The organism is Burkholderia sp. A2, from assembly GCF_001729305.1.
GTDB classification, from domain to species: domain Bacteria; phylum Pseudomonadota; class Gammaproteobacteria; order Burkholderiales; family Burkholderiaceae; genus Burkholderia; species Burkholderia sola.
Genome location: NZ_LZXX01000106.1, coordinates 198,715 through 215,475, shown reverse-complemented (window position 1 = coordinate 215,475; position 16,761 = coordinate 198,715). Strand labels below are relative to the sequence as shown.

18 protein-coding genes are annotated in these 16,761 nt (G+C 67.9%); 11 read left to right on the top strand and 7 right to left on the bottom strand.

What is annotated here, in order from left to right; translation table 11 throughout:
* Window positions 1-61: 61 nt before the first annotated feature.
* The 5 genes from purU to A9Z05_RS23940 all read right to left on the bottom strand — a co-directional run bounded on the left by purU (window position 62) and on the right by A9Z05_RS23940 (window position 5,232).
* Window positions 62-946 carry a formyltetrahydrofolate deformylase gene (purU, locus tag A9Z05_RS23960; protein WP_069620291.1) on the bottom strand — a complete coding sequence of 295 codons (885 nt, stop codon included), beginning with the start codon at window positions 944-946 and terminating at the stop codon, window positions 62-64.
* A gap of 73 nt (window positions 947-1,019) precedes the next feature.
* Complete coding sequence (locus tag A9Z05_RS23955; protein WP_069620290.1) at window positions 1,020-1,886, bottom strand: NUDIX hydrolase family protein; 867 nt, start codon at window positions 1,884-1,886, stop codon at window positions 1,020-1,022.
* Between the two features lie 5 nt (window positions 1,887-1,891).
* Window positions 1,892-2,506 carry a LysE family translocator gene (locus A9Z05_RS23950; protein ID WP_069620289.1) on the bottom strand — a complete coding sequence of 205 codons (615 nt, stop codon included), beginning with the start codon at window positions 2,504-2,506 and terminating at the stop codon, window positions 1,892-1,894.
* A 75-nt stretch (window positions 2,507-2,581) separates the two neighbouring features.
* Window positions 2,582-3,148 carry an adenine phosphoribosyltransferase gene (locus tag A9Z05_RS23945; RefSeq protein WP_069620288.1) on the bottom strand — a complete coding sequence of 189 codons (567 nt, stop codon included), beginning with the start codon at window positions 3,146-3,148 and terminating at the stop codon, window positions 2,582-2,584.
* Window positions 3,149-3,225: 77 nt separating this feature from the next.
* Window positions 3,226-5,232: a monovalent cation:proton antiporter family protein gene (locus tag A9Z05_RS23940; protein WP_069620287.1), complete on the bottom strand. Its 2,007-nt coding sequence runs from the start codon at window positions 5,230-5,232 to the stop codon at window positions 3,226-3,228.
* 125 nt (window positions 5,233-5,357) lie between these two features.
* On the opposite strand from A9Z05_RS23940, the gene kdsD reads away from it, so the two are divergent.
* From kdsD to A9Z05_RS23885, 11 genes are all read left to right on the top strand, one after another.
* The gene (kdsD, locus tag A9Z05_RS23935; protein ID WP_050014887.1) at window positions 5,358-6,341 is read left to right on the top strand and encodes an arabinose 5-phosphate isomerase KdsD; all 984 of its coding nucleotides are present in this window, start codon (window positions 5,358-5,360) and stop codon (window positions 6,339-6,341) included.
* Window positions 6,341-6,877 (top strand): HAD family hydrolase, encoded by a 537-nt coding sequence (locus tag A9Z05_RS23930; RefSeq protein ID WP_069620286.1) that lies wholly within the window; start codon window positions 6,341-6,343, stop codon window positions 6,875-6,877. The genes kdsD and A9Z05_RS23930 overlap by 1 nt, the downstream gene beginning before the upstream one ends.
* Before the next feature lie 3 nt (window positions 6,878-6,880).
* The gene (gene lptC, locus A9Z05_RS23925) at window positions 6,881-7,495 is read left to right on the top strand and encodes an LPS export ABC transporter periplasmic protein LptC (RefSeq protein ID WP_012329238.1); all 615 of its coding nucleotides are present in this window, start codon (window positions 6,881-6,883) and stop codon (window positions 7,493-7,495) included.
* Window positions 7,496-7,515: 20 nt separating this feature from the next.
* Window positions 7,516-8,181 carry a lipopolysaccharide transport periplasmic protein LptA gene (gene lptA / locus A9Z05_RS23920; RefSeq protein ID WP_050014883.1) on the top strand — a complete coding sequence of 222 codons (666 nt, stop codon included), beginning with the start codon at window positions 7,516-7,518 and terminating at the stop codon, window positions 8,179-8,181.
* Window positions 8,178-8,954, top strand: coding sequence for an LPS export ABC transporter ATP-binding protein (gene lptB / locus A9Z05_RS23915; protein ID WP_069620285.1), 777 nt, complete (start codon window positions 8,178-8,180; stop codon window positions 8,952-8,954). Before lptA ends, lptB begins: the two co-directional genes overlap by 4 nt.
* A 172-nt stretch (window positions 8,955-9,126) precedes the next feature.
* Entirely contained in the window at window positions 9,127-10,632 is a 1,506-nt protein-coding gene (locus tag A9Z05_RS23910; RefSeq protein ID WP_069620284.1) for an RNA polymerase factor sigma-54, read from the top strand.
* 159 nt (window positions 10,633-10,791) lie between these two features.
* Entirely contained in the window at window positions 10,792-11,151 is a 360-nt protein-coding gene (gene hpf, locus A9Z05_RS23905) for a ribosome hibernation-promoting factor, HPF/YfiA family (protein WP_006477786.1), read from the top strand.
* Between the two features lie 194 nt (window positions 11,152-11,345).
* Entirely contained in the window at window positions 11,346-11,858 is a 513-nt protein-coding gene (locus A9Z05_RS23900; protein ID WP_069620283.1) for a PTS sugar transporter subunit IIA, read from the top strand.
* A gap of 129 nt (window positions 11,859-11,987) precedes the next feature.
* Window positions 11,988-12,956: an HPr(Ser) kinase/phosphatase gene (gene hprK / locus A9Z05_RS23895; RefSeq protein WP_006483133.1), complete on the top strand. Its 969-nt coding sequence runs from the start codon at window positions 11,988-11,990 to the stop codon at window positions 12,954-12,956.
* A 74-nt stretch (window positions 12,957-13,030) separates the two neighbouring features.
* Window positions 13,031-13,939: an RNase adapter RapZ gene (rapZ, locus tag A9Z05_RS23890; protein ID WP_069620282.1), complete on the top strand. Its 909-nt coding sequence runs from the start codon at window positions 13,031-13,033 to the stop codon at window positions 13,937-13,939.
* A 26-nt stretch (window positions 13,940-13,965) separates the two neighbouring features.
* A complete protein-coding gene (locus A9Z05_RS23885; protein ID WP_059575655.1) occupies window positions 13,966-14,601 on the top strand; it encodes an LON peptidase substrate-binding domain-containing protein in 636 nt (211 codons plus the stop codon).
* A gap of 85 nt (window positions 14,602-14,686) precedes the next feature.
* Here the strand turns inward: A9Z05_RS23885 and mutY are convergent, their stop codons facing one another.
* Entirely contained in the window at window positions 14,687-15,793 is a 1,107-nt protein-coding gene (gene mutY, locus A9Z05_RS23880) for an A/G-specific adenine glycosylase (RefSeq protein WP_069620281.1), read from the bottom strand.
* Window positions 15,794-15,817: 24 nt separating this feature from the next.
* The gene (gene mutM / locus A9Z05_RS23875; RefSeq protein ID WP_050014869.1) at window positions 15,818-16,645 is read right to left on the bottom strand and encodes a bifunctional DNA-formamidopyrimidine glycosylase/DNA-(apurinic or apyrimidinic site) lyase; all 828 of its coding nucleotides are present in this window, start codon (window positions 16,643-16,645) and stop codon (window positions 15,818-15,820) included.
* Between the last annotated feature and the right edge of the window lie 116 nt (window positions 16,646-16,761).

Genomic DNA, 16,761 nt, shown 5'->3' with positions numbered 1-16,761 from the left:
CCGCGCCCCGTGAAGGGCGCGGCGTTTTCGCTTGCGAAGCCAGCCTTTCGGAGCCGACGGATCAGCGGAACACGACCGTCTTCGTCCCGTTCAGCACGATCCGGTGCTCGACGTGCCACTTCACCGCCCGCGCGAGCGTCACGCATTCGACGTCGCGGCCGATCGCGGTCAGCTGGTCGGGCGTCATGCTGTGGTCGACGCGCTCGACTTCCTGCTCGATGATCGGGCCTTCGTCGAGATCGGTCGTCACGTAGTGCGCGGTCGCGCCGATCAGCTTCACGCCGCGGTCGAACGCCTGGTAGTAAGGCTTCGCGCCCTTGAAGCTCGGCAGGAACGAATGGTGGATGTTGATCGCGCGCCCGGCGAGTTGCTCGCACATGTTCGGCGACAGGATCTGCATGTAGCGCGCGAGCACGACCAGATCGGCCTGGTGCTCGTCGATCACTTCCAGCACGCGCGCTTCCTGCGCAGCCTTCGCGGCATCGGACGAACCGCCGATCAGCGGGAAGTGATGGAACGGAATGTTGTAGCTCGCCGCGAGCTGGTAGAACTCCTTGTGGTTCGACACGATCGCCGGAATCTCGATCGGCAGCTGGCCGGTGCGATAGCGGAACAGCAGGTCGTTCAGGCAGTGGCCGATCTTCGACACCATGATCACGACGCGCGGCTTCACGGCCGCATCGTGCAGCTCCCAGCGCATCGAGAACTGTTCGGCGAGCGGCGCAAATTCCTTGCGAAGCGTGTCGAGCGCCGACGCGGCATCCTCGCCGCCGCCGTCCTGCTCGAAGTGCACGCGCATGAAGAACTCGCTGGTGCGGCTGTCGCCGAACTGCGCGGAATCGAGGATGTTGTTGCTGCGCTCGAACAGGAAGCCCGAGACCGCATGGACGATGCCGTGCCGGTCGGGGCACGACAGTTTCAAGATAAAGCTGTGATCGGTCGGCATGACCGCTACTCCCATTGTTTCCGTATTCGTCAAATTGCCCGTTCGCGCCGCTCGGCGCGCGTCGCGGCGCACGTCATGCGGCCGGCACGAACAGCGCGTCGATGCCGGCGGCGTCAGCCGCCGATATCCAGCGGTGGCGCAGCAGCGTGTCGAGCGTTGCGAGGCTCGCATCCATCGTCGCGCGGCCTTCGCGCAGCCAGCCGATCACCTCGGGCACGCCGGCCAGCAGGTGCTCGGCCACTTCGCCGTCCTGGTTGCGCGGCGCGAAGTCGTGCGGCAGCGGCAGGTCGTACACGAAGATCAGTTCCGACTGCGTGCCTTCCGGCAGCGAGTTCAGCACCTGCACCGTGCGGCCCGCGATCGCGCGCGCCGCCAGGTCGGCCGGAATCCCGGCTTCTTCCCAGCATTCCTTCGCGAGCGTCTCGTGAACGCCGAGCCCCCAGCCGATCCCGCCGGCGACGACGTTGTCGAGCATGCCGGGGTCGGTCGCCTTGGTCGCGCTGCGACGGCCGAGCCACATCTTCGGCGCAGCCGCGGCAGGCGGCTCGCCCGGCGTAACCGCATATTCTACGATGCCGTTCACGTGCACCGCATAGGTCTGCGTGCCGAAGAAGCGCGACGCGGCGCGCTCGATGTACGCGAGCGGCGGATCGTCGAAGCGGTTGCGGATCGCGTAGATCTCGTCGCGCCAGCCGGGAATCGCGCCTTCGGCCGCCAGCGCGCCGATCGCGCCGGCCAGCGCCATGCTGCGCGCGTCGACCGAATCGTAGCGCGACGACAGCACGACCCGCTCGGCGGTCAGCTCGAACACGTCGGGCCAGCGCGCGAGCTTCGCGACGTCCTGGCGGCGCACCCAGCCGACCGCCTGGCCGGCGATCTCGAAACGCAGGTGCGCGGCCGGATCGAAGCGGCGCGCGGCCGCGATGCACGGAAACGTCATCGCGCTCAGTCCTTCAGCGCGACACGGATGCCGATCGCGATGAACGTCGCGCCGGCGATCCGGTCGAGCCATACGCCGGCCTTCGGGCGACGCTTCAGCCACGCGCCGATCATGCCCGCGCCGACGCCGAACAGCGAGAAGACCGCGGCCGTCTGCAGCATGAACAGCGCGCCGAGCTCGAACATCTGCAGCGTCACGCCCTGCGCGCCGTGCGGATCGACGAACTGCGGCAGGAACACGACGAAGAACAACGTGACCTTCGGGTTCATCAGGTTGCCGATCACGCTCTGCCGGAAGATCGTGGCGAGCGGCTGCGGCGGGCGCGCATGCGCGTTCGCGAGCCCCTGGCTGCGCAGCGCCTTGATGCCGATCCACACGAGGTACGCGGCGCCCGCGAGCTTCAGGATCTGGAACGCGACCGGCGACGAACGCAGCACGGCCGCGACGCCGAGCGCCGCGAGCGTCGTGTGGAACAGGATCCCCGCCGTGAAGCCGAGCGCGGCGACGAAGCCGGCCGCGCGGCCCTGCGAGATGCCGCGTGCGAGCACCTGCAGGTTGTCGGGACCCGGCGCGAACGTGATCGCGATCGACGTGGCGAGAAACAGCATGAAGTTGGGCATCGTGACCTCGCTGCGGAATGTGAACCAAGCGTGAATCAAGGCAAGCCGCGACGGCCGGCCCCGACGGACCGGCGTTCAGTGGCCGGAGAATTCGGTGACGGTATAGACCGGCAGTCCGGCGTTGCGCAGCAGCGTCGAGCCGCCGAGATCGGGCAGGTCGATGATCGCCGCGCCTTCGACGACCACCGCGCCAAGCCGCTGCAGCAGGTTGCGCCCCGCCATCATCGTGCCGCCGGTCGCGATCAGGTCGTCCATGATGATCACGCGGTCGCCGGGGCGGCACGCATCTTCGTGGATCTCGACCGTCGCGCTGCCGTATTCGAGGTCGTACGATTCCGAACGCGTCTTGTACGGCAGCTTGCCGACCTTGCGGATCGGCACGAAGCCGACGCTCAGCTCGTACGCGACGATCGGCGCGATGATGAAGCCGCGCGCGTCGAGGCCCGCGACGTAGTCGAGCTTCGCGTCGACATAGCGTTCGACGAACAGGTCGACGAGGATGCGCAGCGCCTTCGGGCTCTGCAGCAGCGTCGTGATGTCGCGGAACTGCACGCCCGGCTGCGGCCAGTCGGGCACCGTGCGGATCTGGCTGTGGATGAAGGCGACCGGATCGAGCGGTGCGCCCGACGACGAATGCGGCATGAAACTCTCCGAAAAAAACGGTGCGCGAAGATCGGGCACCGTTTCTGATCAATACGGGTCAGGTTGTGAATGGCGGCTCACGCGGCCGCGGCCGGCGGATCGCGTCGATGGCGCGACAGCCGCTCCTCCGCGAGCGCGAGCGCCTCGGGCAGCCCGCGCAGCACCACGATGTCGCTCGCGCGCAGCTTGGTCTGCGGATCGGGTTCGACGCCGCGGATGCCGTGCCGGCGGATCGCCGTGACTTCCAGCCCGAGCGCGTACAGCCCGAGTTCTTCCAGCGAACGCCCGACCGCGTCCGCACGCGCGTCGACCGGCACCGATTGTAGCCGCACCTGCTCGTGATCGTCGTCGTCCGCATCGTCCGCGCCGCGGAAATAGCCGCGCAGCAGGCTGTAGCGCTCGTCGCGCATCTCCTCGACGCGCCGCACGACCTTGCGCATCGGCACGCCCACCAGCACCAGCGTGTGCGACGCGAGCATCAGGCTGCCCTCGACGATCTCCGGAATCACCTCGGTCGCGCCGGCCGCGAGCAGCTTCTCGAGATCGGCGTCGTCGACGGTGCGCACGATCGCCGGCAGCGTCGGCTCCAGCTCGTGCACGTGATGCAGTACGCGCAGCGCCGACGGCGTGTTCGCGTAGGTGATCGCGACGGCTGCCGCCCGGTGGATACCGGCCGCGAGCAGCGACTCGCGGCGGGCCGCGTCGCCGAATACGACCGATTCGCCGGCCGTCGCGGCCGCGCTGACGCGATCGGGGTCGAGGTCCAGCGCGACGTACGAAATGCCTTCCTGCTCGAGCATGCGCGCGAGGTTCTGGCCCGCGCGGCCGTAGCCGCAGATGATCACGTGGCCGCGCTGCTTGAGGCTTTGCGTCGCGATCCGCGTCATCTGCAGCGACTGCTGCATCCATTCCGTCGACGACAGCCGCATCACGATGCGGTCCGCGTTCTGGATCAGGAACGGCGCGGCGAGCATCGACAGCAGCATCGACGCGAGGATCGCCTGCAGCAGCGTCGAATCGACGAGATGCCGGTCGAGGATCAGGTTCAGCAGCACGAAGCCGAATTCGCCGGCCTGCGCGAGGCCGATCCCCGTGCGCATCGCGACGCCCGGCGTCGCGCCGAACAGCCGCGCGAGCCCGGCGATCATCGTCGCCTTGAACAGGATCTGCCCGACGAAGAAGCCGAGCACGATCAACGGATGCTCCCAGATCACGCGCGGATCGAGCAGCATCCCCGTCGTCACGAAGAACAGGCCGAGCAGCACGTCGCGGAACGGCTTGATGTCCTCCTCCACCTGATGGCGGAACGGCGTCTCGGAAATGAGCATCCCCGCGATGAACGCGCCGAGCGCGAGCGACAGGCCGAAGCGGTCGGTGATGAACGCGGCGCCGAGCGTGACGAGCAGCAGGTTCAGCACGAACAGCTCCTGCGAGCGGCGCCGAGCGACGACGTTGAGCCAGCGCGTCATGAAGCGCTGGCCGATGACCAGCAGCAGCGCGAGCGCGATCACGATCTTGACGGCCGCGAAGCCGAGCGTGAGCGCGAGATCCTTCGACGATTCGGCGCCGAACGCGGCGATCACGATCAGCAGCGGCACGACCGCCAGATCCTGGAACAGCAGCACGCCGAAGATGTTGCGGCCGTGCTCGGTCTCGATCTCGAGCCGCTCGGCGAGCATCTTCGACACGATCGCCGTCGACGACATCGCGAGCGCGCCGCCGAGCGCGATGCTGCCCTGCCACGTGATGTGCACCCAGTGCTCGAACAGCGCGCCGAGCACGAGCGCGAGCACGAGGGTCGCGACGACCTGCAACAGGCCGAGGCCGAACACGAGCCGCTGCATCGCCCTCAGCTTCGCCAAGGAGAATTCGAGGCCGATCGAAAACATCAGGAACACCACGCCGAATTCCGCGAGGTGCTCGGCCCGCTCGAGATCCGCGGCGACGCCGAATGCGTGCGGGCCGACCAGGATGCCGACGGTCAGGTAGCCGAGCATCGGCGGCAGGTTCAACGAGCGGAATACGACGACGCCCACCACCGAGGCCAGCAGCAGCAGCAGGGTCATTTCGAGCGGGGAAATCACAGGCGAAGCATCCTCGTTCGTCGGGGCCACGGCAAGGCGGGCGCGGGTGGTGGCGGTGGACAGGCGACCTCGGACGAGTCCGAAGGCGCGGCGCGGCGAACAAACGCCTTTGCTATACTCCGCGCATGATAGCGAAAATCAATGATGATCGGGCGCTCGCGCTCGCCCGCGACGTGCTCGACATCGAGGCGGACGCCGTGCGCGCGCTGCGCGACCAGCTCGACGGCGGCTTCGTCGAGGCCGTGGCGCTGCTGCTCGGCTGCCGAGGCCGCGTCGTGGTCTCCGGGATCGGCAAATCGGGGCATATCGCCCGCAAGATCGCAGCCACGCTGGCCAGCACCGGTACGCCGGCCTTCTTCGTCCACCCTGCCGAGGCCAGCCACGGCGACCTCGGGATGGTCACCTCCGACGACGTCTTCATCGGCATCTCCTATTCCGGCGAATCGGAAGAACTCGTCGCGATCCTCCCGCTCGTGAAGCGGATCGGCGCGAAGCTGATCGCGATCACGGGCCGCGCGGGGTCGAGCCTCGGCACGCTCGCCGACGTGCACCTGAACGCCGCGGTGTCGAAGGAAGCGTGCCCGCTGAACCTCGCGCCCACCGCGAGCACGACCGCCGCGCTCGCGCTCGGCGACGCGCTCGCCGTCGCCGTGCTCGACGCGCGCGGCTTCGGCTCGGAAGACTTCGCACGCTCGCACCCGGGCGGCGCGCTCGGACGCCGCCTGCTCACCTACGTGCGCGACGTGATGCGCTCGGGCGACGACGTCCCGTCCGTCGGGCTCGATGCCACGCTGTCGGACGCGCTGTTCCAGATCACCGCGAAGCGCCTCGGCATGACGGCCGTGGTCGACGCCGGCGGCAAGGTCGCCGGCATCTTCACGGACGGCGACCTGCGCCGCGTGCTCGCACGCGACGGCGACTTCCGCACGCTGCCGATCACCGAAGTCATGACGCGCAACCCGCGCACGATCGCGCCGGATCATCTGGCCGTCGAGGCCGTGGAACTGATGGAGCGCCACCGGATCAACCAGATGCTGGTCGTCGATGCCGACGGCGCGCTGATCGGCGCGCTGAACATGCACGACCTGTTTTCGAAGAAGGTGATCTGATGAGCGCAGCGCTGACTGCGGCCGAACGCGCGAGCCGCGTGAAGCTGATGATTTTCGACGTCGACGGCGTGCTGACCGACGGCGGCCTGCTGTTTACCGCGGCCGGCGACGCGATGAAGTCGTTCAATTCGCTCGACGGCCACGGCGTGAAGCTGCTCGGCGAAGCCGGCATCGCGACCGCGATCATCACGGGCCGCCGCTCGGAGATCGTCGCGGCGCGCGCGAAGGAAATGAAGATCGCGCACCTGTTCCAGGGCGTCGAGAACAAGCTCGCCGTGTTCGCCGACCTGATCGCGTCGCTCGGCCTGACGGCCGACGCATGCGGCTACATGGGCGACGACTGGCCCGACCTGCCGGTGATGCTGCGCTGCGGCTTCGCGACGGCCCCCGCGAACGCGCACCCCGAGGTGATCGCCCGCGCGCACTGGGTCGCCGAGGCCCGCGGCGGCCACGGCGCCGTGCGCGAGGTCTGCGATGCAATCCTGCGCGCGCAGCGCCGCTACGACGCGCTGCTCGCCGCCGCCTGCGGAGCCTGACCGATGAGCACGCATTTCCGCTGGACCCAGATGCTGCCGCTCGCCGCGGTCGCCGCGCTCGCGGGCGTCACGTGGTGGCTGCTGCAGGCCACGCTGCCGCCGCCCGGCGAGGGCGTCGCGCAGCCGAAGCGCCACACGCCCGACTATTTCGCGGACAACTTCTCGGTCACCGAGCTCGACCAGACCGGCACGACCCAGTACCGGCTGACGGCCGCGAAGCTGGTTCATTACGAAGACACCGAAGGCAGCGACCTGACCGATCCGGCCATGCGCGCGTTCCAGCCCGGCAAGCCGGTCGTGACGACCACCGCGAAGCGCGGCACCGTCAACGGCGACGTGTCGATCGTCGATTTGTACGACGATGCGCGCATCCTGCGCGCGGCCGGCGGCGGCGATCCGCAGATGCAGGCCGATTCCCAGCATTTCCGGATCTTCGTCAATGACGATGTGATCCAGACCGAAAAGCCGGTTAAACTTCAGCGCGGCCTGTCGCTCGTCAACGCGACCGACGGCATGAAGTACAACAACGTCACCCGGGTCATCGAGCTTTACGGCAACGTGCGCGGCACGATTGCCGCGGCGGACACGTCCGGCGGCTCGAAAGGTCAACCCAAGTGACGCATCCCTCACGTGACTGCATGAACGAACCGTTCCCTCGACTGATTTCCGGCGGCGCTGCGCGCGCCGTCCGCGCCGCGCTCGCCGCGACGCTCGTGGCGCTCCCGCTCGTCGGGCTGGCGCCGCTCGCCCATGCCGAGAAGGCCGACCAGAACAAGCCGATCAACGTCGAGGCCGACAACCTGACCTACGACGATCTGAAGCAGGTCACGGTCGCGACCGGCAACGTCGTGATCACGAAAGGCACGATCATCATCAAGGGCGATCGCGTCGAAGTGCGCCAGGACCCGGAAGGCTATCAGTACGCGACGTCGTTCGGCAGCGGCAAGAAGCACGCGACGTTCCGCCAGAAGCGCGAAGGCCTCGACGAGTACATCGACGGCGACGCCGAGCGCATCGACTACGACGGCAAGCAGGACCTGACCACGCTGACCACCGCCGCGACCGTGCGCCGGCTGCAGGGCACGTCGACGGTCGCCGACACCGTGCACGGCAGCGTGATCACGTACGACGGCCAGCGCGACTTCTACACCGCGAAGGGCGGCAAGGACGTCGCGGCGCCGGGCAACCCGAACGGCCGCGTGCGCGCGATGCTGTCGCCGAAGAACGGCGGCCCCGCGCCGCTGAACGGCGCGCCGGCCAAGCTGTCGCCGTCGACCACGATCCAGGGAGCACCGGGCCAATGAACGCGCTTCCGAACCGCCAGCCGGCCGGCACCACGAGTTCGCTCGTCGTCCGCAACCTGAAGAAGCGCTACGGCTCGCGCACGGTCGTCAAGGACGTGTCGCTCGACGTGAAGAGCGGCGAAGTCGTCGGCCTGCTCGGCCCGAACGGCGCCGGCAAGACCACGTCGTTCTACATGATCGTTGGCCTCGTGCCGACGGACGCGGGCGAAATCTCGCTGAACGGCAGCTCGATCGGCCTGCTGCCGATCCACAAGCGCGCGTCGCTCGGCCTGTCGTACCTGCCGCAGGAAGCGTCCGTGTTCCGCAAGCTGACCGTCGAGGAAAACATCCGCGCGGTGCTCGAGCTGCAGTACGGCGAGGACGGCAAGCGACTGTCGAAGGACGCGATCTCGTCGCGCACCGAAGCGCTGCTCGACGAACTGCAGATCGGCCACCTGCGCGAGAATCCCGCGCTGTCGCTGTCGGGCGGCGAACGGCGCCGCGTCGAAATCGCGCGCGCGCTTGCGACCAACCCGAGCTTCATCCTGCTCGACGAACCGTTCGCCGGCGTCGATCCGATCGCGGTGCTCGAGATCCAGAAGATCGTCAAGTTCCTGAAGCAGCGCAACATCGGCGTGCTGATCACGGACCACAACGTCCGCGAAACGCTCGGCATCTGCGACCACGCGTACATCATCAGCGACGGGTCGGTGCTGGCCGCCGGCGCGCCGAGCGAAATCATCGAAAACGAAAGCGTGCGCCGCGTGTACCTCGGCGAACACTTCCGCATGTAACGTCCTCCTCGTGGCTGGCTGCACCCCGCCCGGCATCGCCGCGCGGGGCTGCGCCCCGCTTTGCATCCACGCCCGCGGCCCTGCCCGCGGCCGGGCGGCGCGCCGCGCGTAATCGCGGATGGCTCAATGCGCCTGGGTCGTGGCAAACTGCCGGTATGACTCCCTCCTTGCCATGAAAGCCAGCCTTCAACTCCGCCTGTCGCAACATCTTGCGCTGACGCCTCAGCTGCAGCAGTCGATCCGGCTCCTGCAGTTGTCGACGCTCGAATTGCAGCAGGAAGTCGCGATGGCCGTCGCGCAGAACCCGCTGCTCGAGAACGACGACGAATGGATCGCGAGCCCGCTGCGCGTCGCGGCCGACGGATCGCTGATCGCGCAGACGCCGCCCGCACCGAACACCGAGCCGGCCGCGACGAACGGCAGCAGCACGTCCAGCGATCGCGCGGAGCGCGACGAGCCGGCCGGCGCCGACGAATACGACGGTTACGGGTCCGGCGACGGCAACGACGGCCCGCAGTGGAATCTCGACGAATACGGCCGCTCGAGCGGCGCGTCCGACGACGACGACCTGCCGCCGCTGCAGGTGCAGGAAGCCGCGACGTCGCTGCGCGACCACCTGTCCGCGCAATTGCGCGTCACGCAGGCCGGCCCGCGCGATCGCGCGCTCGTGATGTTCCTGATCGAGTCGCTCGACGACGACGGTTACCTGACCGCCACGCTCGACGAAGTGCTCGCCGACCTGCCGCCCGAACTGGAAATCGACTGCGACGAACTGAACGCGGCGCTCGCGCTGCTGCACAGCTTCGACCCGGCCGGCGTCGGCGCGCGCTCGGCCTCCGAATGCCTGAAGCTGCAGCTGCTGCGCCTCGATCCGTCCCCCACGCGCACGCTCGCGCTCGAGATCGTGTCACAGCATCTCGAACTGCTCGCGGCACGCGACTTCACACGGTTGCGCAAGCACCTGAAAGCGACCGACGACGCGCTGCGCGACGCGCACGCGCTGATCCGCTCGCTGGAGCCGTTCCCCGGCGCCGCATACGGCAAGGCCGAGGCCGACTACGTCGTGCCCGACATCATCGTGAAGAAGGCCGGCCAGGGATGGCTCGCGGAGCTCAATCCGGAGGTCGTGCCACGCCTGCGGATCAACAACCTGTACGCGAACATCCTGCGCAACAGCCGCGGCGATCCGTCGGCCGGATCGCTGAAGCAGCAGCTCCAGGAAGCGCGCTGGTTGATCAAGAACATCCAGCAGCGTTTCGACACGATCCTGCGTGTCGCGCAGGCTATTGTCGAGCGTCAGAAGAATTTCTTTGCGCACGGTGAAATTGCCATGCGCCCCTTGGTTTTGCGGGAAATAGCTGATACGCTGGGCCTACACGAGTCGACTGTCAGCCGTGTGACAACCGGGAAGTACATGCTGACCCCGTTCGGGACGCTTGAATTTAAGTACTTCTTCGGATCTCACGTCTCGACCGACACCGGTGGCGCCGCCTCGTCGACCGCCATCCGAGCCCTCATCAAGCAACTGATAGGAGCTGAAGACCCAAAATCGCCACTTTCGGACAGCCGCATTGCCGAGCTGCTGGCAGAACAGGGTTTCGTGGTCGCGCGCCGCACGGTTGCGAAATATCGCGAAGCCCTCAAGATCCCGGCAGTGAATCTGCGCAAGTCTCTTTAAGCCTGCTGCCTGCCCGGCGGCAGGCGTGTCCCGACCACCGCGCACACGGGGAACAGGCCGGGCGACCTGTCCGCGATACGCCGCCTTCGCGCGGCACGGGCAAGTCGACCGGAGCGCCGCCTCGATGCGGCCGGGTGGTCACTCGCTTGGAGAAGCACTATGAACCTGAAGATCAGTGGACATCATCTCGAAGTCACGCCTGCAATTCGCGAATACGTGATCACCAAGCTGGACCGGGTGCTACGGCATAGCGATCAGGTGATCGATGGCACTGTGATCCTCTCGGTCGACAACCACAAGGAAAAGGACAAGCAGCAGCGCGCGGAAATCAACCTGCACCTGAAGGGCAAGGACATCTTCGTCGAAAGCGCGAACGGCAACCTGTATGCCGCGATCGATCTGTTGATCGACAAGCTGGATCGTCAGGTCGTCAAGCACATGGAGCGCCTGCAAACGCATGCGCACGATCCGATCAAGCTTCAACCGTCGATCGACCAGATCGAACTGCCGCCGCAATAACCGTCACCGCAACACGCACGCCGCCCGGTTCGCCGGGCGTTTTTTTTGCCGCGCCGAGCGCGAGTGCGACCGGTCCGCCCGTGCTGCGCCACGCACGCGGCTGTGCTCTATAATGTTCCGGTTATCGCCGGGGGGTGTTGGATGCGGTAGCGGTGTTGCAGGTTGCCATGCCACATGCCTTGATATCGCCGAACATGGAAAATCAGTCCGCCGCCGCAAGGAGACCCCAGGCCGCCCAATCGCCTGCCAACATGAATCGCCTAGCCAAAATCCTGCCCATAGAGAACGTCGTCATCGACCTCTCGGTCACCAGCAAGAAACGCGTCTTCGAACAAGCCGGGCTGATGTTCGAGAATCAGAACGGCATCGGCCGCAGCACCGTCACGGACAACCTGTTCGCGCGCGAGCGCCTCGGTTCGACCGGGCTCGGCGAAGGTGTCGCGATTCCGCACGGTCGCATCAAGGGCCTCAAGCACCCGCTCGCCGCGTTCGTCCGCCTCGCCGATCCGATCCCGTTCGAAGCGCCCGACGGCCAGCCCGTCGGCCTCCTGATCTTCCTGCTCGTCCCCGAGCAAGCCACCCAGCAGCACCTCGAGATCCTGTCGGAAATCGCGCAACTGCTGTCCGATCGCGACGCGCGCGAGCGTCTGCACAACGAAACGGATATCGCCGAGTTGCATCGCCTGCTCACTCAGTGGCAACCTTGAGTTGTTCCGGGCGGAATATTTCCCCGTACGAGGCGGCACGTGCCGCCGTCCAGGGCCGCCCGGCGCCGGCCCGGCATGGCGACGTCCGTCGCCGCGCGCCCGCACCGGCCCATTGGAGTGACGAGAGTCATGGATACGTCCAGCATCAACGCCCAGAGCATCTTCGACGACAACGCGGCTACGCTTAAACTGAGCTGGCTGACGGGGCATGAAGGCTGGGAACGCGGCTTTTCGGCCGACACGGTCGGCAACGCAACGTCGAGCGCCGACCTCGTCGGCCACCTGAACCTGATCCACCCGAACCGGATCCAGGTGCTCGGCGAAGCCGAGATCGACTACTACCAGCGCCAGACCGACGAAGACCGCTCGCGTCACATGGCCGAGCTGATCGCACTCGAACCGCCGTTCCTCGTCGTCGCCGGCGGCGCCGCGGCGCCGCCCGAACTGGTGCTGCGCTGCACGCGCTCGTCCACCCCGCTGTTCACGACGCCGATGTCGGCCGCCGCGGTGATCGACAGCCTGCGGCTCTACATGTCGCGCATCCTCGCGCCGCGTGCGACGTTGCACGGCGTGTTCCTCGACATCCTCGGCATGGGCGTGCTGCTGACCGGCGATTCCGGCCTCGGCAAGAGCGAACTCGGCCTCGAGCTGATCAGCCGCGGCCACGGCCTCGTCGCCGACGACGCGGTCGATTTCGTCCGTCTTGGCCCCGATTTCGTCGAAGGGCGCTGCCCGCCGCTGCTGCAGAACCTGCTCGAAGTGCGCGGCCTCGGCCTGCTCGACATCAAGACGATCTTCGGCGAAACCGCGGTGCGGCGGAAAATGAAGCTGAAGCTGATCGTCCAGCTCGTGCGCCGCCCCGACGGCGAATTCCAGCGCCTGCCGCTCGAAAGCCAGACCGTCGACGTGCTCGGCTTGCCGATCAGCAAGGTCACGATCCAGGTCGCGGCCGGCCGCAACCTCGCGGTGCTCGTCGAGGCGGCCGTCCGGAACACGATCCTGCAGTTGCGCGGAATCGACACGTTGCGCGATTTCATGGATCGGCAACGACTCGCGATGCAGGATCCCGACAGTCAGTTCCCCGGCAAACTGGTGTAACCCGCGCGCGCCGGCCGCGCAACGCCGACGCGTCGAGCCGGTGCTATGATGAAACGTCAGGATTCTCTGCTCCCATGCGCATCGTCCTCATCACCGGCATCTCCGGCTCAGGCAAGTCCGTCGCGCTGAACGCGCTCGAAGACGCAGGCTATTACTGCGTCGACAACCTGCCGCCGCACGTGCTCCCCGAACTCGCCCGCTACCTCGCGCAGGACGGCCAGCGCCGGCTCGCGGTCGCGATCGACGCGCGCTCGAGCGCGTCGCTCGATGAAATGCCCGGCCTGATCCGCGAGTTGTCCCGCGAGCACGACGTGCGCGTGCTGTTCCTCAACGCGAGCACCCAGGCGCTGATCCAGCGCTTCTCCGAAACGCGCCGCCGCCATCCGCTGTCCGGCTCGCGGTCGCACGATGCGGACGTCGGCCTGCTGTCGTCGCTCGAGGAAGCGATAGAGCGCGAGCGCGAGCTCGTCGCGCCGCTCGCCGAATTCGGCCACCAGATCGATACCAGCACGCTGCGCGCGAACGCGCTGCGCACCTGGGTCAAGCGCTTCATCGAGCAGAAGAACAACGACCTGATGGTGATGTTCGAATCGTTCGGCTTCAAGCGCGGCGTGCCGCTCGACGCCGACCTGATGTTCGACGTGCGCGCGCTGCCGAATCCGTACTACGACCATGAGCTGCGCCCGCTCACCGGGCTCGACCAGCCGGTCATCGCCTTTCTCGACGCACTGCCGATCGTCCACCAGATGATCGACGACATCCATGCGTTCCTGATGAAATGGCTGCCGCACTTCCGCGACGACAACCGCAGCTACCTGACCGTCGCCATCGGCTGCACGGGCGGCCAGCATCGCTCGGTGTTCATCGCGGAAACGCTCGCCGCGCGCCTCTCGCGCGACGCGAACGTGATCGTGCGGCATCGTGACGCGCCAGTGGATGTCGACGCGTCGTCGCGGCTCGTCTCCGAGGTCGACCGACCCTAGCGACACCGCCCCCACGCCCGCGCGCCATGTCCTCCCTATCGACCACCCTGATCGACCTGCCGCTGTTTCCGCTGCACACGGTGCTGTTTCCCGGAGGACTGCTCCCGCTCAAGGTGTTCGAGGCGCGCTATCTCGACATGTCGCGCGCCTGCCTGCGCGACGATGCACCGTTCGGCGTGTGCCTGCTCAAGAGCGGGCCCGAAGTCGCGCAGGATGGCGCGGTGTCGGTGCCCGAAACCATCGGCTGCATGGCGCGCATCACCGAGTGCGATACCGGCGAATTCGGGATGCTGTATCTGCAGGCGGTCGGCACGCAGCGTTTCGAGCTGCTGTCGTATCGCGTCGAAGGCAACGGGCTGCTGGTCGGCATCGCGGAGCCGCTGCCCGACGACATCCCGCTCGAAGGCGAACAGGCGCTCGCGCAGTTCGGCTCGTGCGCCGAGGTGCTCGAGCGCATCATCGACGCGCTGAAGAAATCCGATCCGCAGAAAATGCCGTTCGGCGAACCGTTCCGCCTCGACGATCCGAGCTGGGTATCGAATCGCCTCGCGGAACTGCTGCCGCTCGACCTGCGCGCGCGGCAGAAGCTGATGGAGTTTCCGGACGTCGGCGCGCGCATCGACGCCGTGCACCACGTGCTCGACCGGCACGGCTGGCTGTAGCTACCGCGCCCGCCCAAACGCCGTTCCGGCGCGCGACGCTCCGCGCCTTCCCGAATGCGGCCCGCGTCGCGCCCTTCCCCGTTCGTTACAGCAGCGGCCCGCTCAGCGCATCGAGCAGCTTGCGCACGGGCGCCGGCACGCCGTACGCGTCGAGCCGGTTCAGCGGCACCCATGCGGTGTCCGCGTCCCGCGCCTGCGACGGCAGGCCGCCGCCGTCCGCCAGATCGCTCAGCCGCGGCTCGATCTCGAGCCGGAAATGCGTGAACGTATGCGTGAGCGGCGCGAGCGGCACCGTGCCGCCGCCGCCGAAGCCGCGCGCGAGATCCGCGAGCGCGGCATCGCCGTCCGCTTGCGGCAGGCTCCAGAGGCCGCCCCAGATGCCGGTCGGCGGCCGTCGCTCGAGCAGCACCGCGTCGCCGTCGCGCAGCACGAGCATCCAGGTCTTGCGGGTCGGCACGGCCTTCTTCGGCCGCGCGGCCGGCAGTTCGCGCTGGCGGCCGGTCGATTGCGCGACGCAGTCGCCCGCGAACGGGCAGCGCGCGCAGTCGGGCTTGCCGCGCACGCACAGCGTCGCGCCCAGATCCATCAGCCCCTGCGTATACGCGCTCACGTCGGCCGCGTTCGCGGCATCGGGCAGCAGCGATTCGGCGAGCGCCCACATGTCGTTCTCGACGCGCTTCTCGCCCGGAAAGCCCTCGACGCCGAATACCCGCGCGAGCACGCGCTTCACGTTGCCGTCGAGGATCGTCGCGCGCGCGCCGTATGCAAACGACGCGATCGCGGCGGCCGTCGAGCGGCCGATGCCGGGCAGTTCGGCCAGCGCGTCGGGCGTCGCCGGAAACGCGCCGCCGTGCTCGGCGACGACGACCTGCGCGCAGCGGTGCAGGTTGCGCGCGCGCGAGTAGTAGCCGAGCCCCGCCCACAGCGCCATCACGTCGTCGGTCGGCGCGGCCGCGAGCGCGGCGACGTCGGGGTAGCGGTCGAGAAAACGTGTGTAATACGGAATGACGGTCGACACCTGCGTCTGCTGCAGCATGATTTCCGACAGCCAGATCCGGTACGGATCGCGGGTGTTCTGCCAGGGCAGGTCGTGGCGGCCATGCTCGCGCTGCCACGCGACGAGACGCGTGGCGAACGTGCGGTGCAGCGGCGTGACGGGGAACGGAGCGGGGGCGATGCGGGGCGGCTTCAAGTTGTCTGATCGTGGAAAAGGGTTTCAACGCTGGCACGTCGGGCAGAAATAGGTCGACCGCTGGCCCTGCACGATCTGGCGGATCGATGTGCCGCATACGCGGCACGGCTGGCCGGCGCGATCGTAGACGAAGCAGTCGAGCTGGAAGTAGCCGCTTTCGCCGTTGCTGCCGACGAAATCGCGCAACGTGCTGCCGCCGCGCTCGATCGCGTCGGCGAGCGTCGCGCGCACCGCGTCGGCCAGCCGTTCGTAGCGCGGCAGCGAAACCTTGCCGGCGGCCGTCGTCGGCCGGATGCCGGCGCGAAACAGGCTCTCCGACGCATAGATGTTGCCGACGCCGACGACCATGTCGCCCGCGAGCAGCGCCTGCTTGACCGACACCGTCCGGCCGCGCGTGCGCGCATGCAGCAGCGCGCCGGTGAACGCCGGCGAGAACGGCTCGACGCCGAGGCTCGCGAGCAGCGGATGCGCATGCACGTCACCGGCTTCGCGCGGGTGCCACAGCACGGCGCCGAAGCGGCGCGGATCGCGGAACCGCAGCACGAATTCGTCGAAGATCCAGTCGATGTGATCGTGCTTCGCGGCGACCGGCACGCCGGCCGCGGGCAGCACGCGCAGCGTGCCGGTCATCCCGAGATGGACGATGAACCAGCCCGCATCGACTTCGAACAGCAGGTACTTGCCGCGGCGCTCGACGGCGAGCACCTCGCGCGCGCGCAACTGCTCGGCGAGCCCCGCCGGCACGGGCCAGCGCAGCATCGCGGTACGGACGTCGACACGCTCGACGCGGCGGCCCGCGACAAAGGGCTCGATGCCCCGGCGCGTGACTTCGACTTCTGGCAACTCTGGCATGTTTTGCGGGTCTGAGGCTACGGTCTGCTTACATGGGGAACGCGCATGCGCCGCCGCGAAAACGGCCGTTTTCGCGGCGGCCCCGAATTAAACACGGGAATGCCCGAAATCGCCCG